Below are 26,887 nucleotides of genomic sequence, written 5' to 3'. Positions count from 1 at the left end.
AGCCCGTCAAAAAAGCCGGTTGAGGCCATCATACGCCGCTACCCGATAGGCTTCGGCCATGGTCGGGTAGTTGAACGTGGTGTTGACGAAATACTTCAGCGTGTTCAGTTCGCCCGGCTGGTTCATGATCGCCTGACCGATGTGCACGATCTCCGACGCCTGATAACCGAAGCAGTGAACGCCCAGCACTTCCAGGGTTTCGCGGTGGAACAGGATCTTCAGCATGCCTTGCGGCTCGCCGGCGATCTGCGCCCGCGCCATGCTCTTGAAGAAGGCCTTGCCCACTTCGTACGGCACCTTGGCCTGGGTCAGCTCCTGCTCGTTCTTGCCGATCGAGCTGATCTCCGGAATGGTGTAGATGCCGGTCGGCACGTCATTCACGAAACGCCAGCTACCGTTATCGACGATGCTGCCAGCGGCCGAACGGCCCTGGTCGTGGGCGGCACTGGCCAGGCTCGGCCAACCGATCACGTCGCCAGCGCCATAGATGTTCGGCACGCAGGTTCGGTACGCCTCGTCGACTTCGATCTGGCCACGGCTGTTGACCTTTACGCCGATGTTTTCCAGACCCAGCTGATCGGTGTTGCCGGTACGACCGTTGCACCAGAGCAAGGCGTCGGCCTTGATCTTCTTGCCGGACTTGAGGTGCAGGATCACGCCATTGTCCACGCCTTCGACGCGGTCGTAGTCTTCGTTGTGGCGAACCGTGATGTTGTTGTTGCTGAAGTGATAACTCAACGCCTGGGAAATTTCCGAGTCGAGGAAGCTCAGCAGTTGACCACGGTTGTCCACCAGCTCAACCAATACACCCAGGCCGCTGAAGATCGAGGCGTATTCGCAACCGATCACGCCGGCGCCGTAAACGATGAGTTTACGCGGGGTGTGGCCGAGGCTGAGGATGGTGTCGCTATCGTAGATACGCGGGTGGTGGAAATCGATGTCCGCCGGGCGATAAGGACGCGAACCGGTGGCGATGATGATGTGCTTGGCCACCAGTTTTTCGACCACGCCGTTGGCGCAGACCACTTCGATGGTTTGCTCGTCGGCGAAGCTGCCGGTGCCGAAGAACACGTCGACGCGGTTACGGGCGTAGTAGCCGGTACGCGAAGCCACTTGTTTGGAAATGACTTTCTCGGCGCTTTTCAACACGTCCGGGAACGAGAACCAGCGCGGCTCACCGATGGCCCGGAACATCGGGTTGGTGTTGAACTGCATGATCTGCCGCACCGAGTGACGCAGTGCCTTGGACGGGATGGTGCCCAAGTGAGTGCAGTTGCCGCCGACCTGGCGACGGCTATCGACCATCGCCACCTTGCGCCCTGCCTTGGCGGCGTTCATTGCCGCGCCTTCCCCCGCCGGGCCGGAACCCAACACCACCACGTCGTAGTTGTAGACAGCCATGCGTACTCCTCAGAACAGGCCGCGGCACCCTCGGCACCTGCGGCTAAATCACGCCAACGCGTGGCATGAAGGAACAATTTGGGGCCAGTGCAGAACCCGGACACAGTCTATAGAAGCGTCAACGCCGCGCACATTAACCCTTGGTCGCGTCGTAGGCTACTTTTGCCTGCACCACAACGCCAGTTTTCAATGCTCAAATCGCCTAAATCATTCGGTTTTTTTGCCACTGAGGCGCTCAAAAGCGTGACTGCTGCGTGTGACGAAACCTGTATCGGCACGAATCACAAAAAATGCGCCGATATCGTGTTCTTCTGCGTAGTCCCAACCGCGCGCAGGACCAAGAATCAGCAACAGCGTCGATAAGCCATCGGCCATCAACGCCGAAGGATGAATCACCGTGACCGACGCCAGGCGGTGTGAGACTGGCGCACCGGTGCGGGCATCGAAGGTGTGGGAAAAACGCTGGCCGTCCTGCTCGAAGTAATTACGATAGTCGCCGGAGGTGGACAGGCCATAGCCGTCGACAACAATGACGCGCTCGGCCACCTGCCGATCATCCCGTGGCTCTTCCAGCGCAATGCGCCATGGCGAGCCATCAGCCTTCTTGCCGGACGCCTTGAGTTCGCCCGTCACTTCGGCGAGATAATCGCGAACGCCCATCGCCTCGAGTCTTGCGGCAATCGCGTCCACCGCATAACCGGCGGCGACGCTGTTGAAGTCGACCTCGACGGCGGCGTCCTTGCACAACCGGTCGCCCTCGATACGCAAGTGCTGGTGACCGACGCGCTTTCTGGCTTCGGCGAGCGCTTCGGTGGTCGGGACCTTTTCCTCGCGGGCCTGCGGACCAAATCCCCAGAGATTGAGCAACGGCTCCACCGTCAGATCGTAGGAACCGTCGCTTTGCACTGACAGTTGCTCGCCCACGCGGACCAATTCGAGGATCGACGCCGGCATAACCTGACAACCGTTGGCAGGCAATGCATTGAAGCGTTCGATGTCCGAGTCGCTGCGGTAGGTCGACATTTGCCGGTCAATGTCAGCGAGGATCTGCTCAACCTGGACGCGGACCTCGTCCGGCGCCGGAAGGCCGGCATGGCGCACATACTTGATCGAATAAGTGCTGCCCATGGTCGGGCCGCCGAAGGTTTCCAGAGTGTCGCCGCTGCCGCAGGCTGCCAATATGCCGAACAGCACAAAGAAAATGCCCCGCCACCTAATCCACAAATACTGCATCTCCCGACGATTCCCCTGACACAACGCCATGGCACGCCATTATGCGCCACCTCTGTAGGAGCGGGCTCGCCCGCGAAGGACGTGAATGATGACGCGTGCCACCTGGAAAACCGCGCTGCCTGTGATTTTTTCGCGAGCAAGCTCGCTCCTACAGAAACACACAAACAAAAACGCCCCGACCAAAGTCGGGGCGTTTTCATGTGCAGCTAAGGCTTAGCGCGGGAATGCTGGCGGGTTTACACCGGCCATGTCTTCCATCACGCGAACCACTTGACAGCTGTAACCGAACTCGTTGTCGTACCAAACGTACAGAACAACGCGGTTATCCTGGGTGATGGTCGCTTCAGCGTCCACTACGCCTGCGTGGCGCGAACCAACGAAGTCGGTGGAAACCACTTCCTGGGAGCTCACGTAGTCGATCTGCTTGTGCAGATCCGAGTGCATGGCCATCTGGCGCAGGTACTCGTTGATCTCTTCGCGAGTGGTGGCCTTTTCAAGGTTCAGGTTCAGGATGGCCATCGACACGTTCGGCGTAGGCACGCGAATCGCGTTGCCGGTCAGCTTGCCCTTGAGCACTGGCAGCGCCTTGGCGGCTGCGGTGGCGGCACCGGTCTCGGTGATGACCATGTTCAGCGGCGCGGCGCGGCCACGACGGCTGCCCTTGTGGAAGTTGTCGATCAGATTCTGGTCGTTGGTGAACGAGTGAACGGTTTCGACGTGACCGTTGACGATGCCGTACTTGTCGTTGACTGCCTTGAGCACCGGCACGATGGCGTTGGTGGTGCAGGAAGCCGCCGAAATGATCTTGTCGTCAGGGGTGATTTCGCCATGGTTGATGCCATGCACGATGTTCTTCAGCGCGCCCTTGCCAGGTGCGGTGAGGATCACGCGGGCAGCGCCCGGGCAGGCCAGGTGCTGGCCCAGGCCGTCAGCGTCACGCCATACACCGGTGTTGTCGACGATCAGAGCGTTTTCGATGCCGTACTGGGTGTAGTCGACTTCGGCCGGGCTCTTGGCGTAGATAACCTGGATCAGGTTGCCGTTGGCGGTGATGGTGTTGTTGGCTTCATCGATGGTGATGGTGCCATCGAACGGGCCATGGACCGAGTCGCGGCGCAGCAGGCTGGCACGCTTGACCAGGTCGTTCTCGGCGCCCTTGCGGACAACGATGGCGCGCAGGCGCAGGCCGTCGCCACCACCGGTTTTCTCGATCAGGATGCGCGCCAGCAGACGGCCGATACGACCGAAGCCGTAGAGGACAACGTCGGTGCCTTTGCGGGCCGATGCGTTTTGCTGGCCAACCACGTAGGCCAGTTCTTCACGGACGAACTGCTCGGCAGTACGGCCATTGCCTTCGGCCTTGAATTTGGCCGCCAGCTTGCCCAGGTCCACCGAAGCGGCGCCGAGCTTGAGTTCGCTCATCGCCTTGATCAGCGGGAATGTTTCGTGGACGGACAGCTCGCTTTCGTCGGACTGACGGTGACGAGCAAAGCGGTGAGCTTTGAGAATCGCAATGACTGAACGATTGATCAGGCTGCGGCCATAGATCGAGCTCACCACGTTGTTATTGCGGTAGAGCTGACCGATAAGCGGAATCATCGCTTCTGCGAGTGCTTCACGGTCGATCCATTCACCAAGACACTGGTCGGGCTTCTGAGTCACGGGAACCTTCCACATGTAGGGGCAGAAAAAAGGGGCTACATTATGCCGCCGAGTGACAGCGGTAGCAATGCGCGCCCGTCGTGCTTTACGTAACAATTCGTCGTTCAAAAAAATTACGCCCCGCGCAAAGCCAATAAAACCGGGGCTTTCAGCGCAGTCAATTTTTTGGAGGCCGCGCCTCGTTGTCCGTAACCCTCCGTAACACTCGTTGTTTTTGCCACTACATATTCAGTAATTCCTGGCAAAAAACCGTTGAATTTTGTCTTTACCACTACATTTCACCAAACCCGTGCTTTAGGCGCAGTCAGCAACTGACAGGCGGCATCGTTGACCGCTACAATTGCCGACTTTGTCGCAACGCTTGGAGCTCAACCTTCCGTGCCCGTTCTGCGTCTACCGCTTCTCCCTGCCGCGGCAGGTAAACAGCACTGGGGCAACCTGCCCGGTGCCGCCCTGAGCCTGGCCATCGCCGAGGCCGCCAGCGCTGCCAAGCGCTTTACCCTGCTACTGACCGCCGACAGCCAAAGTGCCGAACGGCTGGAACAGGAGCTGGGTTTCTTCGCCCCGGATTTGCCCGTACTGCACTTCCCCGACTGGGAAACCCTGCCCTACGACCTGTTTTCGCCGCACCAGGACATCATTTCCCAGCGCATCGCCAGCCTGTACCGGCTGCCGGAACTGAGCCATGGCGTGCTGGTGGTGCCGATCACGACCGCCCTGCACCGCCTCGCGCCGACCAAATTCCTGCTCGGCAGCAGCCTGGTGCTGGATATCGGCCAGAAACTCGACGTCGAGCAAATGCGCACCCGGCTTGAAGCCACGGGTTATCGCTACGTTGATACGGTGTATGAACACGGCGAGTTCACCGTTCGCGGTTCGCTGATCGATCTGTTCCCGATGGGCAGCAAACTGCCATATCGCATCGATCTGTTCGACGACGAAATCGAAACCCTGCGCACCTTCGACCCGGAGAACCAGCGTTCGATCGACAAAGTCGACTCGGTCAAGCTGTTGCCGGCCAAGGAATTCCCGCTGCAAAAAGAAGCGGTCACTCGCTTCAAGGCGCGGTTCCGCGAGCGTTTTGACGTCGACTTCCGCCGCTGCCCGATCTTCCAGGACTTGAGCAGCGGGATTACCCCGGCCGGCATCGAGTACTACCTGCCGCTGTTCTTCGAAGAAACCTCAACACTGTTCGATTACCTGCCCCAGGACACGCAAGTGTTTTCCCTGCCGGGCATTGAGCAGGCCGCGGAAAACTTCTGGAACGATGTGCGCAATCGCTATGAAGAACGCCGCGTCGACCCGTCCCGCCCTTTATTACCGCCCGCCGAACTGTTCCTGCCGGTGGAAGACTGCTTCGCGCGCCTGAAAAACTGGCCGCGCGTGGTGGCCAGTCAACAGGATGTAGAAAGCGGTGGCGGTCGCGAGCGCTTCCCGGCTCGCGAGTTGCCCAACCTGGCGATCGAAGCCAAGGCCACTCAACCGTTGGCGGCACTGGCCGACTTCCTCGACCAGTTCCCCGGTCGCGTGCTGTTTACCGCCGAATCGGCAGGCCGCCGCGAAGTGTTGCTGGAGCTGCTGGAACGTCTGAAGCTGCGACCGAAAACCGTCGACAGCTGGCCGGACTTTGTCGCCGGCAAGGAACGCCTGGCGATCACCATCGCACCGCTCGACGAAGGCTTGCTGCTCGACGACCCGGCCCTGGCCCTCGTCGCCGAAAGCCCGTTGTTCGGCCAGCGCGTAATGCAGCGCCGTCGCCGCGAAAAACGCGCCGATGCCAACAACGATGCCGTCATCAAGAACCTCACCGAGCTGCGCGAGGGCGCGCCGGTGGTGCACATCGACCACGGCGTCGGCCGCTACCTGGGCCTGGCGACCCTGGAAATCGACAGCCAGACCGCTGAATTCCTCGCCCTGGAATACGCCGAAGGCGCCAAGCTCTATGTGCCGGTGGCCAACCTGCACCTGATCGCCCGCTACACCGGCAGCGACGATGCCTTGGCCCCGCTGCACCGCCTCGGTTCCGAGACCTGGCAGAAAGCCAAGCGCAAAGCCGCCGAGCAGGTACGAGACGTGGCCGCCGAGTTGCTCGATATCTACGCCCGTCGCGCCGCCCGCGAAGGTTATGCCTTTGCCGATCCGAAAGCCGACTACGCCACCTTCAGCGCCGGCTTCCCGTTCGAAGAAACCCCGGACCAGCAAACCACCATCGAAGCGGTACGCGAAGACATGCTTGCGCCCAAGCCGATGGATCGCCTGGTGTGCGGCGACGTCGGTTTCGGCAAGACTGAAGTGGCGATGCGCGCCGCGTTCATCGCCGTGCATGGCGGTCGCCAAGTGGCGATTCTGGTGCCGACCACCCTGCTCGCCCAGCAGCACTACAACAGCTTCCGCGACCGTTTCGCCGACTGGCCGGTGACCGTGGAAGTGATGAGCCGTTTCAAGTCGGCCAAGGAAGTGAATGCGGCGGTCGCGGACCTGGCCGAAGGCAAGATCGACATCGTCATCGGCACCCACAAGCTGCTGCAGGACGACGTGAAGATCAAAAACCTCGGCCTGGTGATCATCGACGAGGAACACCGTTTCGGCGTGCGCCAGAAAGAACAGCTCAAGGCCCTGCGCAGCGAAGTCGACATCCTGACCCTGACCGCCACGCCGATTCCGCGCACGCTGAACATGGCGGTGTCGGGCATGCGCGACCTGTCGATCATCGCCACGCCGCCGGCCCGTCGCCTGTCGGTACGCACCTTCGTCATGGAACAGAACAAGAGCACGGTCAAAGAGGCCCTGCTGCGTGAGTTGCTGCGTGGCGGTCAGGTCTATTACCTGCACAACGACGTGAAGACCATCGAGAAATGCGCCGCCGACCTCGCCGAACTGGTGCCGGAAGCACGGATCGGCATCGGTCACGGGCAGATGCGCGAACGCGATCTCGAACAGGTGATGAGCGATTTCTATCACAAGCGCTTCAACGTGCTGATCGCCTCGACCATCATCGAGACCGGTATCGACGTACCGAGCGCCAACACCATCATCATCGAGCGTGCCGACAAGTTCGGCCTGGCACAGTTGCACCAGTTGCGCGGCCGGGTCGGACGCAGCCACCACCAGGCGTACGCCTATCTACTGACGCCGCCACGCCAGCAAATCACCCCGGACGCGGAAAAGCGCCTGGAAGCGATTGCCAATACCCAGGACCTCGGCGCGGGCTTCGTGCTCGCCACCAACGACCTGGAAATCCGTGGCGCCGGCGAATTGCTCGGCGACGGCCAGAGCGGGCAGATCCAGGCAGTCGGCTTCACGCTGTACATGGAAATGCTCGAGCGCGCGGTGAAGTCGATCCGCAAGGGCGAGCAGCCGAACCTCGATCAACCGCTCGGCGGCGGCCCGGAAGTCAACTTGCGGGTACCGGCGTTGATTCCCGAAGACTATCTGCCGGATGTCCACGCCCGCCTGATTCTCTACAAGCGCATTGCCTCGGCCACCGACGAGGACGGCCTCAAGGATTTGCAGGTGGAGATGATCGACCGTTTCGGCCTGTTGCCGGAGCCGACCAAGAACCTGATCCGCATCACTGCATTGAAATTGCAGGCCGAACAACTGGGCATCAAGAAAGTCGATGGCGGCCCACAAGGCGGTCGCGTCGAGTTCGCCGCACAGACGCCGGTCGACCCGCTGACCCTGATCAAACTGATCCAGAGCCAGCCAAAACGCTACAAATTCGAAGGCGCCACGATGTTCAAGTTCATGGTTCCGATGGAGCGCCCGGAAGAGCGCTTTAATACTGTAGAGGCGCTGTTCGAGCGCCTCGTTCCGAAAACTGCTTGAAGGACGCCGCATGCGCCTGTTTCGCTCCCTGACCTTGCTGACCCTGTTGGTGCCAGCACTGATTGCACCCACGGCATTTGCCGATGACCTGTATCAGGTCGAAATGATTCTGGTCCGTCAAAACGCCGTGCCGGCGATAGTCAGCCGCGCCGCGCCGGAAGACTGGGCGGCGGGCGCCCAACCGGTCAGCCCCGACAGCCTGCGCACGCCAAGCCTCAATGGCGAGGTGGAAAAACTCACCAGCAGCGCTGACTACACCGTGTTGCTGCACAAGGCCTGGCAACAGCCCCTCGGCGAAACGGCCAGCAAAGTGGCGGTCAGCGACGGTAAGGAACAATATGGTCAGTTCCCGATCGAGGGCACACTGAACATGAAACTGGGACGCTTTACCGACGTCGACGCCGATTTCTGGGTCAACCAGATCGATGCCAATGGCATGGTGACCGCCAGCGAGCGCCTGAAACAGGAAAGCCACACCAAGAACGGCCAGTTGAATTTTCTCGATAACGGCCACCTCGGCCTGTTGATCAAGATCACCTCGCTGACCGCCCCCGCACCCCGAGCAGCTCCCGAAGAAATTCCGGACTGATTCCCTATGTCCGCGACCCTGAGCAAACCCCTCGCACCGTCCTGGGTCAGCCGATTCAAGGAACAGAGCCTGGAGCGTGGTCGCCGTTACGCGCTGGAGAATCGCGTCAGGATCGTCGAGGCCGGCGACGCAACCATCGTCGCCGCCTGCGAAGGCTCTGGTGGTAACGTTTATCGTCAGACCATTCGCCTGCGCGAGTCAGCCAAAGGCACGCTGCTGATGGTCGACGCCACCTGCTCCTGTCCGGTCCACAGCAACTGCAAACATTGCGCGGCGGTGCTCCTGCAAGTACAGGAAACCCTCGACTACCCCGCCGCTGCCAAAGACGCCGAACTCCTGGAAAAGCTCCAGGCAGTCCTGGAAAACCGCAGCCCAAAGGCCCCACCACAAGTGCTGGTCGACAATGTTCAACCGGTACCGCGCCTGTGGCTGGCCAGCATCGAATTCAGCGCATTCGAACCGCGCAACGGCCGGATGCAACGCTACATCCAGCATCGAGCGGCACTGTCCTTCAGTTATCTGGATGAGTACGTTTGCGGGCAGAAAAACACCGACATCCTGATTCGCCAGGAAACCCAGACGCTGCGGATAAAACGCCACCCGGAAGTGGAACAGTCCTACCGGGAACAGCTGCGAATCCTCGGCTTCAAAGTCGCCACCCGGCAAAGCAAGGCCTTGCCGGAAAGCGCCGGCGAGTTGTTCGAGATGGTCAATGACAGCGCCTGGCTGACCTTTACCCTCAATGAACTGCCGAAGTTGCGCACCCAGGGCTGGGAATTGCAGATCGACGAGGACTTCGGTTTCGACCTGACGGCGGTAGACGACTGGTACGCCACGGTCGAACAGGCTCCGGAACGCGACTGGTTCGATCTGGAACTGGGGATCATCGTCAACGGCGAACGCCTGAGCCTGTTGCCGATCCTGCTCAACCTGATGCGCTCCCACACCGAAATCCTCAACCCGGAACGCCTTGCCCGACGCCGCGACGACGAGCTGATCCTGGTCAACATCCCCAACCGCCCGAACTCCGAGCACGGCCCATTGCAGGTCGCCCTGCCCTTCGGCCGCTTGAAGCCGGTGCTGGCCACCCTCGGCGAGTTCTACCTGCAGGAACCCGGCGACACCACGCTGCGCCTGAGCAAGGCCGATGCCACGCGCCTGAACCCGCTGGAAGACATGCCGCTGCTCTGGGAGGGTGGTGAACAGATCCGCACCTTCGCCCAGCGCCTGCGCGACATCAAGGATCACACGGCCATCGCCCCGGACGGCCTGAATGCGACGCTGCGTCCATATCAGCTCGAAGGCTTGAGCTGGATGCAGTCGTTGCGACAGCTGGAAGTGGGTGGAATTCTCGCGGACGACATGGGCCTGGGCAAAACCCTGCAGACACTGGCGCACGTACTGAGCGAGAAGAACGCCGGTCGCCTGGATCGGCCGTGCATGGTGGTAATGCCGACCAGCCTGATCCCCAACTGGCTCGACGAAGCGGCGCACTTTACACCGCAGCTCAAGGTACTGGCGCTATACGGTGCCAGCCGTAAAAAGCACTTCGACAAGCTGGCTGACTACGATCTGATCCTGACCACCTATGCGCTGCTGCCCAAGGATGTCGAACGTCTGGCGGCGCAGCCCTTGCACATACTGGTGCTGGACGAAGCGCAGTACATCAAGAACCCGAACAGCAAGGCTGCACAGGCTGCCCGCGAGCTCAATGCCCGACAGCGCCTGTGCCTGAGCGGCACGCCGCTGGAAAATCATCTCGGCGAACTCTGGTCGCTGTTTCACTTCCTCTTGCCCGGCTGGCTGGGCGACGTCAAAAGCTTCAACCGCGATTACCGCGTGCCGATTGAAAAACGCACCAGCGAAGTCAGGCTCCAGCACCTCAACGGCCGGATCAAACCTTTCCTGCTGCGCCGCACCAAGGAACAGGTGGCCACCGAGTTGCCGCCGAAAACCGAGATCATCCACTGGGTCGAACTCAACGAAGCCCAGCGCGACGTGTACGAAACCATGCGCCTGGCCATGGACAAGAAAGTCCGCGACGAGATCACTCGCAAAGGCGTGGCCCGCAGCCAGATCATCATTCTCGAAGCCCTGCTCAAGCTGCGCCAGGTGTGCTGCGATTTACGCCTGGTCAACGAGGCGACCCTGCCAAGCCGTGGCAGCACGTCGGGCAAGCTCGACAGTCTGATGGAAATGCTCGAGGAATTGTTCGAGGAAGGTCGGCGGATCCTGCTGTTCTCGCAGTTCACTTCGATGCTGTCGCTGATCGAAGACGAACTGAACAAACGCGGCGTGGCCTACGCTCTGCTGACTGGCCAGACCCGCGACCGCCGCACCCCGGTGAAGGAATTCCAGAGCGGCAAGCGTCAGATTTTTCTGATCAGCCTGAAGGCCGGTGGCGTTGGCCTGAACCTGACCGAAGCGGACACGGTGATTCATTACGATCCGTGGTGGAACCCGGCGACGGAAAACCAGGCGACCGACCGGGCGTATCGCATCGGCCAGGAGAAACCGGTGTTCGTCTATAAGTTGATTGCGCGCGGCACGGTCGAAGAGAAGATTCAACACCTGCAAAAGGAAAAATCCGACCTAGCGGCAGGCGTGCTGGATGGGCGCAAGGCCGGGGACTGGAAGCTGCAGAACGATGATATCGAGGCACTGTTTGCGCCGCTGCCGGAAAACCTTGAAAAACGCTGAGACTTTCGGCGTCTGAACCGACCTCTTCGCGAGCAGGCTCGCTCCCACATTGACCGCGTCGAATGCAAATTCGACGAACGCCACCGAACCTGTGGGAGCGAGCTTGCTCGCGATGAAGTCAACTCGGTATCAAGCGGGGCTCAACCCTTGAGCACCCGCGCCAGCGTCGATTTCACCTTGCCCATGCCGTCATGCAACGCCTGCTCGATCTCGGCCATGGTGATCACCGCCGTCGATTTGCCCGCCGCCGGGTTCACCACCAGCGCCAGACAGGCGTAGTCCAGTTCCAGTTCACGGGCCAATGCCGCTTCCGGCATACCGGTCATGCCGACGATGTCGCAGCCATCGCGCTCCAGCCGGGCGATTTCAGCCACAGTCTCAAGGCGCGGCCCTTGAGTACAGGCATACACGCCATGGCTGCTATAGCCCACGCCTTCCGCCGCCAATGCCGCAATCAGTTGCTGACGCAACGGTTCGCTGTAGGGGTAGCTGAAGTCGATATGGGTAACGTGTTCCAGGTCATCGGCAAAGTAGGTGTGCTCACGACCGCTGGTGTAGTCGATCAACTGATGCGGCACGCAGAAATGCCCGGTGCCCATTGCGGCATGGATGCCGCCCACGGCGTTGACCGCCAGAATGGCTTCGGCACCGGCCTGCTTCAGCGCCCAGAGGTTGGCGCGGTAGTTGACCTGATGCGGCGGAAAGCGGTGCGGATGACCGTGACGCGCGAGGAACAGCACTTCCTTGCCGGCATATTCGCCGATCTGCACTTCGGCCGAAGGTGCGCCATAAGGTGTGTCCACTGCCAGTGACTGGCGAATGCTCAGGCCTTCGAGTTGAGTCAGGCCTGTGCCACCGATAATCGCGTAAACCGTCATAACGAACAGTCCTTAATCAATCAATTGAGCTTCTTTGAGCGCGCCGACAGCGGCCAGCCAGCGCGGGTCTTGACGGTATTCGACGTTGGCAAACGACTGGCCGCGCATCCGCGCGATACGCTCGGAAGGCTTGACCTTCAGGCGCTGCGCAGCGCTCAGGGCCAGTTCGGCGGCAGCGCGATCGTTGCACACCAGGCCCATGTCGCAACCGGCAGTCAGCGCCGCTTCGATACGGCTGGCGGCATCGCCGACCACGTGAGCGCCCGCCATGGACAGGTCGTCACTGAAGATCACGCCATCGAACTGCAACTCGCCGCGCAGGATGTCCTGCAACCAGCGGCGGGAGAAGCCAGCGGGCCGGGAATCGACTTGTGGATAAATGACGTGGGCCGGCATGACCGCGGCCAGTTGCTTGCTCAGTTTGGCAAACGGCACCAGGTCATTGGCGCGGATCTCGTCGAGACTGCGTTCGTCGTTGGGAATCGCGACGTGGGAGTCAGCCTCGGCCCAGCCATGACCAGGGAAATGCTTGCCGGTGGCGGCCATTCCGGCGCTGTTCATGCCGCGGATAAACGCACCCGCGAGCAAGGCCGCGCGCTCGGGATCACCTTCGAACGAACGGGTGCCGACAACGGCGCTGCGCTGGTAGTCGAGGTCGAGCACCGGAGCGAAGCTCAGGTCCAGGCCAACGGCCAACACTTCGGTCGCCATAATCCAGCCACACTGCTCGGCCAGGTATTCGGCGTTCGGGTTGTCGGCAATGGCGCGCATGGCGGGCAAGCGCACGAAACCCTGGCGCAGGCGCTGCACGCGGCCGCCCTCTTGATCCACTGCCAGCAGCAGATCGGGACGAATGGCGCGAATGGCCGCACTCAGCTCGCGCACTTGACGCGGATGCTCGATGTTGCGGGCAAAGATGATCAGGCCACCCACTTCGGGTTGGCGCAACAATTGGCGATCTTCAGCCGTCAGCCAGGTACCGGCGACGTCCACCATCAACGAGCCTTGCAAGCCAGCAGTCATAAAAATTCCTTGATAACAGAAAACCCGGCCCACACGAATTCGCCGCCAGACGCTGCGCCCGGCAGGTCGGCGATTTCAATGGGAAACGGGTTCAGAACGAGAGTCGGCATGGGCGGCTAGCTTAGCGGATGTCAGCTGCCGCGCCCACCCGTGTGCGGTTAAACCTTGGCGGCAACCGGTGTCGATTTGCTACGTGGACGCAACTGGGCCGTGGCCATGGCCGTGTCGGTAACGCCGGATTCGGCGCGCATGCCGGCAGCCAGGAACGGCACCATCAGGCGCATGACCTGCTCGATGGAGGTGTTCACGCCGAAATCGGTTTCGGCAATCGCACGCAAGGCCTTGATACCGGACATGCTGAACGCCGCCGCACCCAGCATGAAGTGCACGCGCCAGAACAGTTCGATGGGTGGAATACGTGGCGCCGCTTCGTTGACCAACATCATGTAGCGGCGGAACACCTTGCCGTACATGTCTTCCAGATAACGACGCAAGTGCCCCTGGCTCTGACTGAACGCCAGCCCCAGCAAGCGCATGAAGATAGACAGGTCGTTGCCGCTGCGCGGCTGCACCACCAGCGCCTGCTCGACGAGGATTTCCAGCAACTCTTCGAGTGTCGGCTTGATTTCAGGCTTGGCCTGACGCCGCTCCAGCTCTTTATCGAGGCTGATGCAGAACGGCCCGAGGAACCGCGAGAAAACCGCCTGGATCAACGCTTTCTTCGAACCGAAGTGATAGTTCACCGCCGCCAGGTTGACACCCGCCTTGCTGGTGATCAGACGCAACGAGGTTTCGGCGAAACCTTTTTCCGCGAACAACTGCTCGGCGGCATCAAGAATGCGTTCAACGGTTTCCGACTGGGCCATGGCTACTCCGCCTGACAAACACTTGTTTGAAACATACGTTTCAGCCTGTGCATTGTCAAGTCTGGCAGTTCGTTTCGGGAATGGTCGGTCAGACATTTAACCACACAACAGCCAGGCTTCAATCCACTGACTGTTCGACCGTCCGGCGGCGACTGAAAAATGGAGCATTGCCAAGACCGCCTTACTGTATATAATCCCAGTCACTGTATAAAAAAACAGAGCGATCGATATGCTAAAGCTGACGCCACGACAAGCAGAGATTCTGGCCTTCATCAAACGCTGCCTGGAAGACAACGGGTATCCACCCACCCGTGCGGAAATCGCTCAGGAATTGGGTTTCAAGTCGCCCAATGCGGCGGAAGAACACCTCAAGGCACTGGCCCGCAAGGGTGCAATCGAGATGACGCCTGGCGCCTCCCGTGGCATTCGCATCCCCGGTTTCGAAGCCAAGGCCGACGATTCCACCCTGCCGATCATTGGCCGGGTCGCAGCCGGCGCCCCGATTCTTGCGCAGCAACACATCGAAGAGTCCTGCAACATCAACCCTGCCTTCTTCCATCCGCGCGCCGACTACCTGCTGCGTGTCCACGGGATGAGCATGAAGGATATCGGCATTTTCGACGGCGACCTGCTGGCGGTCCACACCACCCGCGAAGCCCGCAACGGCCAGATCGTGGTGGCGCGAATCGGCGACGAAGTGACCGTCAAGCGCTTCAAGCGTGACGGCAGCAAAGTCTGGCTGATCGCCGAGAACCCCGAGTTCGCCCCTATTGAAGTGAACCTTCAAGACCAGGAACTGGTGATAGAAGGCTTGAGTGTCGGCGTCATTCGCCGCTAAAGGAGGCACCATGCAGTTCCCACAGACATCACCACAGCAAACCCAACTGCCGTTGTTCGAAGCGTTCATGGCACAGCCATTGGCGCCGATTCTGAAAGACGTAGTCGAGTCCCCCTGGAGCGCCGAACCTGACGTTTTCAGCGAGCTGTCACTGCGTGGTGCAGCCGGGAACTGCCTGAGCCTCCTGGCACCGATCCTCAGGGAATTGAGCCAGGACCAGGACGCACGCTGGCTGACACTGATCGCGCCGCCCGCCAGCCTGACTCAAGCCTGGTTGCGAGATGCCGGACTCAACCGCGAGCGCATTCTGCTGCTGCAACCGCGGGGCACCCAGAGCGCCCAGCAACTGACCTGCGAAGCTCTGCGCCTGGGTCGTAGCCACACGGTGGTCAGCTGGATCAACCCGTTGAGCCCCCAATCGCGGCAACAACTGATCAGCGCCGCCCGCACCGGGGACGCTCAGAGCCTGAATATTCGACTGGGTTAACCGGCAGGCAAGACGCGCGCTTCACCGCGCAAGGCTTCTCCAGGGACAGAGAAGCCGATGAGTAACGATATCAAGAAAAGCGACAGACGGGGGTCAATGAAGAACCCGCGACCCCTCTTCCTTGTCGAATTCGCCTTCAACCAGGCGACCTGCCATCTGAACACCCACGCTCAACATCGCCTTGGCGACTTCCACGTGCTGCCCCTGCAGGAATGCCTTGGCGTCCTCGGAGAAATCCAAAGTAACCAGAGAACCCTCGTCCTCGGCCCTGCGCAGCTCGATACGGCCGTCTGGTAACTCGACAATTTCTAGAAAGGACGTTGGCATAAAGGACTGTTCTCCACGAAAGGCGGGGATTATATAGGCATCGGCCAGGCTTCGCTCGGGATCTTGACCAGATGCCATCCCGAAACTGTTTCTGTCAGCACTCGTTCAGACCTTCGCGAAAGCGGATCGCCAATGCTTTCAGGTTCTGACGCCAGCTCTCCAGCTCCTCCCGACTCAGTTCTTGCGGCGCTTCCTCTTCATCCAGATTGACAGCCAGGATCAGGGGCTGGGTCACGTCCCCTTTCGGCTTGTGGGGCGCGCGCGGCGGCTGAAACAATGCAGCATGGGCGGCCAACAGCTTGGCCAGCCAGGTTTCCGGATTATTGGCCAGTTCGACCAGCTCAGCCATTTCCGGGATGGCGATGGTGTCCAGCACCTCGCGAGTCAGCAACAACTCCGCACGGGGCGCATTGGCCTGAGGCAAGCGATAGAAACCGGCGATCTCGTGACACAAGCCCAACAGCGCGCCGTACAGGTGAAACAGCGCGGATTCGCGCCCAGCCTGGATCAGCGCCAGCGAATTCATCGCCCGCCCTTCTTCAGTGCGGGCCAGCGCTTCGAGCGACAAGCCGGCGAAATAAATCTTCTGATTGGTGCGGGTATACAGTTCGTGGGCCATGACGGCAGCCTCCACAACGAAATAATAGCTTCATGCAGGTCATGTAGGAGCGAGCTTGCTCCGGGCGGCGTTCCGACGATGGTCGTCAACGATGACGCGGGCCTTCAGAATACCCACGTTGCTCTCACGTCCTTCGCGAGCAAGCTCGCTCCTACAGGGGTCTTGCTATCTTACGCCTTGGCAGCCGGGCGTTTATCTTCGACCGCCCACTTGCCGCCGTCGTAGAACGCTTTCCAGCCAGTCGGCTTACCGTCGACTTCGGTCTGCACGTACTGCTCCTTGGTCTTGCGGCTGTAACGGATCACTGCCGGCAGACCATCCGGATCCTTCTTCGGCGCTTCGCAGAGGAAGTGATACTTCGGATCGATCTCGTCCTTGTGCGGAATGATTTCCATCACCAGCGGAGCACGGGTCTCGCGGTTTTTCGGGAACTGACTAGCCGCCAGGAACAGGCCGGATGCACCGTCGCGCAGGATGTAGGTGTCGTTGACCTTTTCGCATTTCAGCTCAGGCATCTTCACCGGATCCATCTTCGGCGGTGCCGCATCACCGCTCTTCAGCAGTTTGCGGGTGTTCTTGCAGGTGGCATTGGTGCACCCGAAGAACTTGCCGAAACGGCCGGTCTTGAGTTGCATCTCGCTGCCACACTTGTCGCACTCCAGGCTCGGACCTTCGTAGCCCTTGATGCGATAGGTGCCCTCTTCGATTTCGTAGCCATCGCAATCCGGGTTGTTACCGCAGATGTGCAGCTTGCGCTTTTCATCGAGCAGGTAGGCATCCATCGCGGTGCTGCAGATTGGGCAGCGATGCTTGCCACGCAACACCAGCGACTCCGATTCACCCTCGTCGTCGGCAGCGATTTCGTCGCCCGGCACCAGGTTGACGGTAGCCTTGCAACGCTCTTTCGGCGGCAGGCTGTAGCCCGAGCAACCGAGGAATACGCCAGTCGACGCGGTACGGATCTGCATCGGCCGCCCGCAAGTGGTGCACGGAATGTCAGTCATGACCGGCTGATTGGCGCGCATGCCGCTTTCCGGGCTTTCGGCTACTTCGAGTTTCTTCTTGAAGTCGCCGTAGAACTCGTCGAGCACGTTTTTCCAGTCGCGTTCGCCCTGGGCCACGTCATCGAGATGCTCTTCCATGCCGGCGGTGAAGCCGTAGTCCATCAGGTTGGAGAAGCTCTCGGCCAGACGCTCGGTGACGATGTCACCCATCTTTTCCGAGTAGAAACGACGGTTGTGCAGCGCCACGTAGCCGCGATCCTGGATGGTCGAAATGATCGCCGCATAGGTCGAAGGACGACCGATGCCGCGTTTTTCCATTTCTTTTACCAGGCTGGCTTCCGAGTAACGCGCCGGCGGCTTGGTGAAATGCTGGGTCGGATCAAGCTTGATCAGCTTCATCGCGTCGCCCTGGGCCATGTCCGGCAGTACGTCATCGTCGCCCGGCTTGGCGATTTGTGGCATGACGCGGGTGTAACCGTCGAACTTCAGGATGCGGCCCTTGGCGCGCAGCTCGAAGTCGCCGGCGCCCACAGTGACCGTGGTCGACAGGTATTGCGCCGGCAGCATCTGGCAAGCGAGGAACTGGCGCCAGATGAGCTCGTAGAGGCGCTCAGCGTCACGCTCCATGCCCGACAGCTTGCTTGGCTCGGTATTGGCGTCGGACGGACGAATCGCTTCGTGAGCCTCTTGTGCGCCTTCCTTGCTGCTGTAGACGTTCGGCATTTCCGGCAGGTACTTCTTGCCGAACTCGCCTTCAATATAGGTACGCGCCATCGCCACGGCATCCACCGAGAGGTTGGTGGAGTCGGTACGCATATAAGTGATGTAGCCGGCTTCGTACAAACGCTGGGCCATCATCATGGTTTTCTTCACACCGAAGCCCAGGCGGTTACTCGCGGCCTGTTGCAGGGTGGAAGTGATGAACGGCGCCGACGGCTTGCTGCTGGTCGGCTTGTCTTCGCGCTTGACGATGCTGTAGCTGGAAGCCTTGAGCTTCTCCAGCGCAGCCATGGCCTGGGTTTCGTTGAGCGGCTTGAAGGCTTCGCCTTTTTCGCGAGCCACGTCGAAACGCACGGTCGCACCTTTGGCGGTGCCGAGGTCAGCATGCACTTCCCAGTACTCTTCCGGGATGAACGCGCGGATTTCACGTTCACGCTCGACCACCAGCTTCACGGCAACCGACTGCACGCGACCGGCGGACAGACCGCGAGCGATCTTGGCCCACAGCAGCGGCGAAACCATGTAGCCCACGACGCGGTCGAGGAAGCGACGCGCCTGCTGGGCGTTGACGCGGTCGATATCCAGCTCGCCTGGTTTCGAGAAGGCTTCCTGGATCGCCTTCTTGGTAATTTCGTTGAACACCACGCGCTTGTAGCGGGTGTCGTCACCACCGATGGCTTCGCGCAGGTGCCAGGCAATGGCTTCCCCCTCGCGGTCCAAGTCGGTTGCGAGATAGATGGTGTCAGCATCCTTGGCGAGCCGGCGCAGCTCTTCGATGACTTTTTCCTTGCCCGGGAGGATCTCGTACTTGGCTTTCCAGCCATGGTCCGGATCGACACCCATGCGCGCGACCAGCTGCTTGCGCGCTTTTTCTTTCGGCGAGAGCACCGGACCTTCGCCCGCGGCAGCCTTGCCGCGCTTGGCGGCTGGCTCTTTGCTGGCGCTAGCCGAACCGCTGGTGGGCAGGTCTCGGATATGGCCGATACTCGACTTCACCACGTATTCGTTGCCCAAATACTTGTTGATGGTCTTGGCCTTAGCCGGGGATTCCACAATGACCAGCGATTTGCCCATGGATCAGAAAATTCCTGAATTCGAGAAGTGAAAGGCGGTTGGCGCCTGACGCGGCACCGCTATATATAGTGGCAACAAGGTGAGGTCAAGCGCAGGAATCTGCGCGCACTCAGCTTATGGCTTGTTGAAAAGGCTTTCTTCGGCCTGCACCAAAGCAAAGCGTGGCACCTGTTCACCGTCAACCTCGACGGACTCCAGGAACATGCTCAAGGGACGCACCCAAAAGCCGTAATCGCCATACAGGGCTTGATAGAAGACCACTTCTTCTTCGGTTTCCGAATGCCGCGCAACAGCGAATACGCGGTATTGCGGACCTTTGTAATGTTCGTAGAGCCCAGGTTGTATCGGCATGTTTTGGCCCTCACTGAATTTTTTCAAAATAAAAACAAAATAAATCCGGAAAAACAAAAACCGGGGCACTTGGCCCCGGCTTCCATCAACGAGACGCTTAAACGCGTTCGAAGACGGTGGAGATGCCTTGGCCGAGACCAATGCACATGGTGGCTACCCCGAAGGTACCGCCATTCTGCTTCATCACATTGAGCAAAGTGCCGGAGATACGCGCACCGGAGCAACCGAACGGGTGGCCCAGAGCGATCGCGCCGCCGTGCAGGTTAACCTTCTCGTTCATCTTGTCGAGTACTTTCAGATCTTTCAGCACTGGCAGGGCCTGTGCCGCGAAAGCTTCGTTGAGCTCGAAGAAGTCGATGTCGGAGATACCCAGACCCGCGCGCTTCAATGCTTTTTGTGTGGCCGGTACTGGACCATAGCCCATGATTGCCGGATCCACACCTGCCACCGCCATCGAGCGAATCACCGCCAGAGGCTGGATGCCCAGGTCCTGTGCGCGCTGCGCCGACATCACGATCATGCACGAGGCACCATCGGTGATCTGCGACGAGGTACCGGCTGTCACGGTGCCGCCCTTTGGATTGAACGCCGGCTTCAGAGCCGCCAGGCTTTCCAGGGTGGTTTCCGGACGAATGGTTTCGTCGTAGTCGAAGGTTTTCAGGAAACCGTTCTCGTCGTAGCCCTGCATCGGGATGATTTCGTCCTTGAACTTGCCTTCCACGGTCGCCTTGTGGGCGAGTTGGTGGGAGCGCACGCCGAAAGCGTCCTGTTGCTCGCGAGTGATGCCGTGCATCTTGCCCAGCATTTCCGCGGTCAGGCCCATCATGCCCGAGGCTTTCGCCGCGTACAGCGACATGTGCGGGTTCGGATCGACACCGTGCATCATGCTCACGTGCCCCATATGCTCGACGCCACCAACCACGAAAACGTCACCGTTGCCGGTCATGATCGCTTGCGCGGCAGTGTGCAGAGCGCTCATGGACGAGCCACACAGGCGGCTGACGGTCTGGCCGGCCGAGGTGTGCGGGATCTGGGTCATCAGCGATGCCATGCGCGCGATGTTCCAGCCCTGCTCCAGGGTCTGGTTCACACAGCCCCAGATCACATCTTCGACTTCGTTCGGGTCGACCTTGACGTTTCGTTCCAGCAGTTTGCTGATCAGGTGCGCCGACATGTCTTCGGCGCGGGTGTTGCGGTGCATGCCGCCCTTGGAGCGGCCCATCGGAGTACGACCGAAGTCGACAATCACGACGTCTCTAGGATTCAAGCTCATAAGTTCACTCTCACTCTAGTTGGGGGCGCTTAACCGAAGAAGCTCTGGCCGTTCTTGGCCATTTCGCGCAGCTTCGCGGTCGGGTGGTACAGCGCGCCCAAATCAGCGTACTGGTCAGCCAGGGCAACGAACTCTGCCACACCGAGCGAGTCGATGTAACGCAGCGCACCGCCACGGAATGGAGGGAAACCAATACCGTAGACCAGACCCATGTCGGCTTCGGCGGCGGTTTCGACGATGCCGTCTTCCAGGCAACGCACGGTTTCCAGGCACAGCGGGATCATCATCCAGTTGATGATGTCTTCGTCGGTGACTTCGCGCTGCTCGTAAACGATCGGTTTGAGCACTTCCAGTACCGAAGGATCGGCAACCTTCTTCTGCTTGCCGCGCTTGTCGGTCTCGTAGGCGTAGAAGCCCTTGCCGTTCTTCTGGCCCAGGCGCTTGGCTTCGTAGAGCACGTCGACGGCCGAGCGACGGTCGTCCTTCATGCGGTCCGGGAAGCCTTCAGCCATCACGTCACGACCGTGGTGACCGGTGTCGATGCCAACCACGTCCATCAGGTAGGCCGGGCCCATCGGCCAGCCGAATTTTTCCATGATCTTGTCGATACGGACGAAGTCCACACCGGCGCTGACCAGCTTGGCGAAGCCGCCGAAGTACGGGAACAGGACGCGGTTGACCAGGAAGCCCGGGCAGTCATTGACGACGATCGGGTTCTTGCCCATTTTCTTGGCGTAGGCAACGGTGGTGGCAACCGCCAGCTCGCTGGACTTCTCGCCACGGATCACTTCCACCAGCGGCATCATGTGCACCGGGTTGAAGAAGTGCATGCCGACGAAATTTTCCGGACGCTTGAGGGCCTTGGCCAGCAAGGTGATGGAAATGGTCGAGGTGTTGGACGCCAGGATGGTGTCCTCCTTGACCTTGTCTTCGACTTCGGCCAGAACGGCTTGCTTGACCTTCGGGTTCTCGACGACCGCTTCGACCACCAGGTCCACGTGACCGAAATCACCGTAGGACAGGGTTGGACGAATGCCGTTGAGCACTTCAGCCATTTTCGCGGCAGTCATGCGACCTTTATCAACGCGGCCGACCAGCAGTTTGGCGGCTTCGGCCAGACCCTGCTCGATACCGTGCTCGTTGATGTCCTTCATCAGGATCGGCGTACCTTTGGAAGCCGACTGATAGGCGATACCACCACCCATGATGCCGGCGCCGAGTACAGCGGCCTGCTTCACGTCCTTGGCGATTTCATCGTAGGCCTTGGCCTTTTTCTTCAGTTCCTGATCGTTCAGGAACAAGCCGATCAGGCTCTGCGCGGCAGAGGTCTTGGCCAGTTTGACGAAACCGGCCGCTTCGATTTCCAGCGCCTTGTCGCGACCGAAGTTCGCGGCTTTCTGGATGGTCTTGATCGCTTCAACCGGCGCCGGGTAGTTCGGGCCAGCCTGGCCGGCCACGAAACCCTTGGCGGTTTCGAAAGCCATCATTTGTTCGATAGCGTTCAGCTTGAGCTTTTCCAGCTTCGGCTGGCGCTTGGCCTTGTAGTCGAACTCGCCGGAGATGGCGCGCTTGATCAGTTCCAGCGCGGCGTCCTGCAGCTTCTCAGGATCAACCACTGCGTCGACGGCGCCGACTTTCAGCGCGTCTTCAGGACGGTTTTCCTTGCCGGCGGCAATCCACTCGATGGCGTTGTCGGCACCGATCAGGCGCGGCAGGCGCACGGTACCGCCGAAGCCCGGGTAGATGCCCAGCTTGACTTCCGGCAGACCGATCTTGGCCTTGGTGGACATGACGCGGTAGTCCGCCGCCAGGCACATTTCCAGACCGCCGCCCAACGCGATGCCGTTGATGGCAACAACCGTCGGGACGTTGAGGTCTTCGAAATCGCTGAAAATCTTGTTGGCTTCGAGGTTGCCAGCAACAAGTTCTGCATCCGGCAGCTTGAAGTTGTCGACAAATTCGGTGATGTCGGCGCCGACGATGAACACGTCCTTGCCACTGCTGACGATCACGCCCTTGATCGAAGCATCTGCCTTGATGGTGTCTACGGCCTGACGCAGTTCGTTCAGGGTTAGACGGTTGAACTTGTTGACGGACTCACCCTTGAGGTCGAACTTCAGTTCGACGATGCCACTTTCAAGAGCCTTAACCGTGATGGCTTTACCTTCGTAAATCATCAACTGATCTCCACGATATGGAAGCTGAACAGTACACGTCGGACGCAGGCGAATGGCTTGGCAGGGACGTCGATCGTCAATGCTACGCCCATTCCCCCGGCACACCCGCCAACGCGATAGTCGGGATTCTGTAGGAGCGGTCTGAAATACAAACGCTCAATTCATACGCCCGTTTGATTTGGGTACGTCACCTTCACGGAATTTCCGACAATTGTCAATCGCCCGAAACACGGGTTGAAACGCGACTTTCCGGTCATATCCGTACTGCGAAGACCTTAAACACGCCGAAACATGCAAGGTCATTCATAGAATCAATTGTTAGAAAAATCGCCCTAATTCGCTGCAGCCGTGTTTAACAAGCTACGCTGGCGGAACCAAGGGGAAAATTGTGAACGCTTTTGGCGAATGCTCAGCGTAAGATCAGCCAACACCGATTTACCGGCCTGCCTGGCCAACCCGCCCGATGATTTTGTCGGGCTTTTTATTGCCAGCGAAAAACGCCTGCAGGCGCGAGCTCGCTCGCGATGGACGTCAACGATGACGCGGGAAGCCTGGCACCCCGTGGTGCTCTCAGGTTCATCGCGAGCAGGCTCGCTCCTACAGGGGGGGGTGGGGTTCAGGCGAGGGCTTTGAGAGTGGCATCGATCCGCTGCAACACTTCGGCCTCGCCCTTCTCGCCCCAATACAAGGCGATTATTTGTTTGTCGGCCTCGACCTTGAAGACATTGCCCGGCAATTTTTCAAAATGATCGAGCAGCGTCCGATCCTCACAGATTTCCTGCCACTGATTGACCCAGACACCCGGGGATTTTTGCCAGTAACTCCAGCACGCGGGCTGAGTGCCACGCCGCGGACGATGGTACTGGGCGCAAGGGCTCGGCGGCTCCTGGCTGAGCCAGTGCGGCCACTCCTGAGGGGCCAATTGCATGGCCAGCCCGATGCGCCGGGCCTCCATCCGCAAGGCTATGCGCCCGCTCTGAACTCGCGACGGCCGCAACCATGCCAGCGGGCTCAGCACCACCAGCAGGATTGACACCACTATCCAGACCGTCATATCTGTACTCCCGAATTTGAATGAGCCCATTGTGTCACTTTGGAACCAATGCGCTTGAAACCAGCCATACTTACCAATATTGCATCCCTCAGGAGGAGCACCTCATGCCCTACAACCATATTCTGGTCGCTGTAGATCTGACCGAAGAGTGCGACCCTGTGATTCACCGCGCTCGCGAACTGTCGGTGAGCAACGGTGCGAAATTGTCGCTGGTGCACATTGTCGAGCCGATGGCGATGGCCTTCGGTGGTGACGTGCCAATGGACCTGTCACAACTGCAACAGCAGCAGTTCGATCAGGCCAAGGAGCGCCTTGACCGCTTGATTCTGAAATACCCGGAGCTCTCCAGGGAATACAGCCACCTGACCTACGGCCAGCCACGCCAGGAAATCCACCACCTGGCCAAGGAGCAAACCTGCGACCTGATCGTGGTGGGCAGCCATGGCCGGCACGGCCTGGCACTGCTGCTGGGCTCCACCGCCAATGACGTGTTGCATGGCGCGCCTTGCGATGTGCTGGCGGTGCGCCTGCAAAACAAATCCTGACAACACCTCCCTGTAGGAGCGAGCCCGCTCGCGATGAACCCGAGAGCGCCACGGGGTGTCAGGTTCCCCGTGTCATCGTTGACGACCATCGCGAGCAGGCTCGCTCCTACAGGGGATCGTTTCGATCCAATTTCATATGAAAAGCCCGGCGCTCATCACTGAACGCCGGGCTTTTTTGTTACCGGATCAATCAGGCATCCAGCTCGGCCCAACGCTCGACCATCACGTCGAGCTCAGCCTGCAACTGCTCCAGCTGAGCAATCACCGCAGCCGTTTCGGCAGCAGGACGCTGATAGAAGCCCGCATCCGCCATTTGCGCTTCAACGACGGCAATCTGCTGCTCCATGGCTTCGATCTGCCCCGGCAACGCTTCCAGCTCGCGCTGCAATTTGTAGCTGAGCTTTTTCTTCGCCACTGGCGCTTCGACGGCTGCCGCAACCGGCGCAGGCTCGGCCTTCACCACTGCGGAGTTCAAGTCGGCCTTGCCAGACTTGCTCTCGGTCACGCCCAGCAGGCGCGGCGAGCCGCCCTGACGCAGCCAGTCCTGATAGCCACCGACATACTCGCGAACCTTGCCTTCACCTTCGAAGACCAGGGTGCTGGTCACCACGTTGTCGAGGAATGCCCGGTCGTGGCTGACCATCAGTACGGTGCCGTTGAAGGTCAGCAAGACCTCTTCGAGCAACTCGAGGGTTTCAACGTCGAGGTCGTTGGTCGGTTCGTCGAGTACCAGCAGGTTCGCCGGCTTGCTGAATAGCTTGGCCAGCAACAGACGGGCACGTTCACCACCGGACAGCGCCTTGACCGGCGTGCGGGCACGCTGCGGGCTGAACAGGAAATCGCCGAGGTAGCTCAGCACGTGGCGGCTCTGGCCGTCGATATCGATGAAGTCGCGACCTTCGGCCACGTTGTCGATCACGGTTTTTTCCAGGTCCAGCTGATGGCGCAACTGGTCGAAGTAGGCGACATCGATTCGGGTGCCCTCTTCCACTTTGCCGCTGGTCGGCTGCAAGCCGCTGAGCATCAGCTTCAGCAACGTGGTCTTGCCGGTACCGTTGGCGCCGAGCAGACCGATACGGTCGCCGCGCTGCAGCACCATGGAGAAGTCCTTGATCAGGAACGGCCCGCCCGGGTGAGCGAAGCTCACGTTCTCGAGCACCATGACCTGCTTGCCGGACTTGTCGGCGGTATCCAACTGAATGTTGGCCTTGCCGGTACGCTCACGACGCTCACTGCGCTCGACACGCAAGGCTTTCAGTGCACGGACACGACCTTCGTTACGGGTACGACGGGCCTTGATGCCCTGGCGAATCCACACTTCTTCCTGGGCCAGACGTTTGTCGAACAGCGCGTTGGCAGTGGCTTCGGCAGCGAGCTCAGCTTCCTTGTGCACGAGGAAACTGGCGTAGTCGCCGTTCCAGTCGATCAGGCCACCGCGATCCAGTTCGAGGATGCGGGTGGCCAGGTTCTGCAGGAAAGAACGGTCGTGCGTGATGAACAGCACGGCGCCCTGGAAATCCTTCAGCGCTTCTTCAAGCCAGGCAATGGCACCGATGTCCAGGTGGTTGGTCGGTTCGTCGAGCAGCAGCAAGTCCGGCTCGGACACCAGGGCCTGGGCCAGCAGGACGCGACGACGCCAGCCGCCGGACAACTCGGCGAGGGTCTTGTCGGCCGGCAGCTGCAGGCGGCTCAGGGTGCTGTCGACCAGGGTCTGCAAGCGCCAGCCATCGCGGGCTTCGAGGTCGTGCTGGACGTGCATCAGCTTGTCCAGATCGGCGTCGGTGACGATGTTCTGGCTCAGGTGGTGATATTCGGCGAGCAAGGCGCCGACGCCGTCCAGGCCTTCGGCCACCACGTCGAACACTGTCCGCTCGTCGGCCACCGGCAATTCTTGCGGCAATTCGCCGATCTTGAGCCCGGGCGCGCGCCAAACGGAGCCGTCATCGGGCTTCTGGTCGCCCTTGACGAGCTTCATCATGCTGGACTTGCCAGTGCCGTTGCGGCCGATGATGCACACCCGCTCACCACGGGCGATCTGCCAGGACACCTTGTCCAACAACGGCATAGCGCCGAAAGCAAGGGACACATCGCTGAATTTGAGCAGGGTCATGAGCTTCTCCAAAAACCGGGCGCGCATTCTACCTGACTTGAGGCTTCAGAAGGCCGGCAATTTCACTCTCGTAGCACTCTGCATGACAAATGTTGCGAACTGATGCGGGAAGACCCGCAAAGCTTTCA

General features: G+C 60.2%; 20 protein-coding genes. 6 read left to right on the top strand and 14 right to left on the bottom strand.

The window, feature by feature from the left end:
* Positions 1–6 precede the first annotated feature (6 nt).
* From sthA to ACM6J5_RS05260, 3 genes are all read right to left on the bottom strand, one after another.
* Entirely contained in the window at positions 7–1,401 is a 1,395-nt protein-coding gene (gene sthA, locus ACM6J5_RS05270) for a Si-specific NAD(P)(+) transhydrogenase (RefSeq protein WP_007984277.1), read from the bottom strand.
* A 207-nt stretch (positions 1,402–1,608) separates the two neighbouring features.
* Positions 1,609–2,634, bottom strand: a complete 1,026-nt coding sequence (locus tag ACM6J5_RS05265) for an FAD:protein FMN transferase (protein WP_414927957.1) — start codon at positions 2,632–2,634, stop codon at positions 1,609–1,611.
* Positions 2,635–2,847: 213 nt separating this feature from the next.
* Entirely contained in the window at positions 2,848–4,311 is a 1,464-nt protein-coding gene (locus ACM6J5_RS05260; RefSeq protein ID WP_414927956.1) for a glyceraldehyde-3-phosphate dehydrogenase, read from the bottom strand.
* A gap of 363 nt (positions 4,312–4,674) precedes the next feature.
* On the opposite strand from ACM6J5_RS05260, the gene mfd reads away from it, so the two are divergent.
* From mfd to ACM6J5_RS05245, 3 genes are read left to right on the top strand one after another with little or no spacing between them, the layout of a single operon-like run.
* On the top strand, positions 4,675–8,124 hold the full coding sequence (mfd, locus tag ACM6J5_RS05255) for a transcription-repair coupling factor (RefSeq protein ID WP_095943310.1): 3,450 nt from the start codon (positions 4,675–4,677) through the stop codon (positions 8,122–8,124).
* A 10-nt stretch (positions 8,125–8,134) separates the two neighbouring features.
* Entirely contained in the window at positions 8,135–8,713 is a 579-nt protein-coding gene (locus ACM6J5_RS05250; protein ID WP_414927955.1) for a CsiV family protein, read from the top strand.
* A 6-nt stretch (positions 8,714–8,719) separates the two neighbouring features.
* A complete protein-coding gene (locus tag ACM6J5_RS05245) occupies positions 8,720–11,413 on the top strand; it encodes an SNF2-related protein (RefSeq protein WP_414927954.1) in 2,694 nt (897 codons plus the stop codon).
* 140 nt (positions 11,414–11,553) lie between these two features.
* Here the strand turns inward: ACM6J5_RS05245 and ACM6J5_RS05240 are convergent, their stop codons facing one another.
* The 3 genes from ACM6J5_RS05240 to ACM6J5_RS05230 all read right to left on the bottom strand — a co-directional run bounded on the left by ACM6J5_RS05240 (position 11,554) and on the right by ACM6J5_RS05230 (position 14,180).
* On the bottom strand, positions 11,554–12,291 hold the full coding sequence (locus ACM6J5_RS05240; protein WP_007991412.1) for an S-methyl-5'-thioinosine phosphorylase: 738 nt from the start codon (positions 12,289–12,291) through the stop codon (positions 11,554–11,556).
* A 12-nt stretch (positions 12,292–12,303) separates the two neighbouring features.
* Positions 12,304–13,314: a beta-N-acetylhexosaminidase gene (gene nagZ, locus ACM6J5_RS05235; RefSeq protein WP_414927953.1), complete on the bottom strand. Its 1,011-nt coding sequence runs from the start codon at positions 13,312–13,314 to the stop codon at positions 12,304–12,306.
* A gap of 158 nt (positions 13,315–13,472) precedes the next feature.
* On the bottom strand, positions 13,473–14,180 hold the full coding sequence (locus ACM6J5_RS05230; protein ID WP_007974041.1) for a TetR/AcrR family transcriptional regulator: 708 nt from the start codon (positions 14,178–14,180) through the stop codon (positions 13,473–13,475).
* A gap of 229 nt (positions 14,181–14,409) precedes the next feature.
* On the opposite strand from ACM6J5_RS05230, the gene lexA reads away from it, so the two are divergent.
* A complete protein-coding gene (gene lexA, locus ACM6J5_RS05225) occupies positions 14,410–15,018 on the top strand; it encodes a transcriptional repressor LexA (protein WP_007995278.1) in 609 nt (202 codons plus the stop codon).
* 10 nt (positions 15,019–15,028) lie between these two features.
* Complete coding sequence (gene sulA / locus ACM6J5_RS05220) at positions 15,029–15,505, top strand: SOS-induced cell division inhibitor SulA (protein ID WP_007991406.1); 477 nt, start codon at positions 15,029–15,031, stop codon at positions 15,503–15,505.
* 93 nt (positions 15,506–15,598) lie between these two features.
* Here sulA and ACM6J5_RS05215 read toward each other — a convergent pair whose 3' ends face one another.
* The 7 genes from ACM6J5_RS05215 to ACM6J5_RS05185 all read right to left on the bottom strand — a co-directional run bounded on the left by ACM6J5_RS05215 (position 15,599) and on the right by ACM6J5_RS05185 (position 24,104).
* Positions 15,599–15,832, bottom strand: a complete 234-nt coding sequence (locus ACM6J5_RS05215; protein WP_046041430.1) for a hypothetical protein — start codon at positions 15,830–15,832, stop codon at positions 15,599–15,601.
* A gap of 94 nt (positions 15,833–15,926) precedes the next feature.
* Positions 15,927–16,451 carry a DUF6586 family protein gene (locus ACM6J5_RS05210; protein ID WP_150671813.1) on the bottom strand — a complete coding sequence of 175 codons (525 nt, stop codon included), beginning with the start codon at positions 16,449–16,451 and terminating at the stop codon, positions 15,927–15,929.
* Between the two features lie 170 nt (positions 16,452–16,621).
* Positions 16,622–19,249, bottom strand: coding sequence for a type I DNA topoisomerase (gene topA / locus ACM6J5_RS05205; protein ID WP_414927952.1), 2,628 nt, complete (start codon positions 19,247–19,249; stop codon positions 16,622–16,624).
* Positions 19,250–19,363: 114 nt separating this feature from the next.
* A complete protein-coding gene (locus tag ACM6J5_RS05200) occupies positions 19,364–19,600 on the bottom strand; it encodes a DUF1653 domain-containing protein (protein ID WP_095943355.1) in 237 nt (78 codons plus the stop codon).
* A 97-nt stretch (positions 19,601–19,697) separates the two neighbouring features.
* Positions 19,698–20,873 carry an acetyl-CoA C-acyltransferase FadA gene (gene fadA / locus ACM6J5_RS05195; protein WP_008023006.1) on the bottom strand — a complete coding sequence of 392 codons (1,176 nt, stop codon included), beginning with the start codon at positions 20,871–20,873 and terminating at the stop codon, positions 19,698–19,700.
* Positions 20,874–20,902: 29 nt separating this feature from the next.
* Positions 20,903–23,050 carry a fatty acid oxidation complex subunit alpha FadB gene (gene fadB, locus ACM6J5_RS05190; protein ID WP_414927951.1) on the bottom strand — a complete coding sequence of 716 codons (2,148 nt, stop codon included), beginning with the start codon at positions 23,048–23,050 and terminating at the stop codon, positions 20,903–20,905.
* 616 nt (positions 23,051–23,666) lie between these two features.
* Positions 23,667–24,104, bottom strand: a complete 438-nt coding sequence (locus tag ACM6J5_RS05185) for a hypothetical protein (RefSeq protein ID WP_095943303.1) — start codon at positions 24,102–24,104, stop codon at positions 23,667–23,669.
* Positions 24,105–24,208: 104 nt separating this feature from the next.
* Between ACM6J5_RS05185 and ACM6J5_RS05180 the strand changes: the two genes are divergently transcribed.
* Positions 24,209–24,649: a universal stress protein gene (locus tag ACM6J5_RS05180; RefSeq protein ID WP_046041383.1), complete on the top strand. Its 441-nt coding sequence runs from the start codon at positions 24,209–24,211 to the stop codon at positions 24,647–24,649.
* A 190-nt stretch (positions 24,650–24,839) separates the two neighbouring features.
* Here ACM6J5_RS05180 and ACM6J5_RS05175 read toward each other — a convergent pair whose 3' ends face one another.
* On the bottom strand, positions 24,840–26,759 hold the full coding sequence (locus ACM6J5_RS05175; protein ID WP_414927950.1) for an ATP-binding cassette domain-containing protein: 1,920 nt from the start codon (positions 26,757–26,759) through the stop codon (positions 24,840–24,842).
* Positions 26,760–26,887: the final 128 nt, after the last annotated feature.

The organism is Pseudomonas sp. IT-P74, assembly GCF_949768175.1.
Taxonomy (GTDB): domain Bacteria; phylum Pseudomonadota; class Gammaproteobacteria; order Pseudomonadales; family Pseudomonadaceae; genus Aquipseudomonas.
This window is presented reverse-complemented; position numbering and strand designations above follow the sequence as displayed.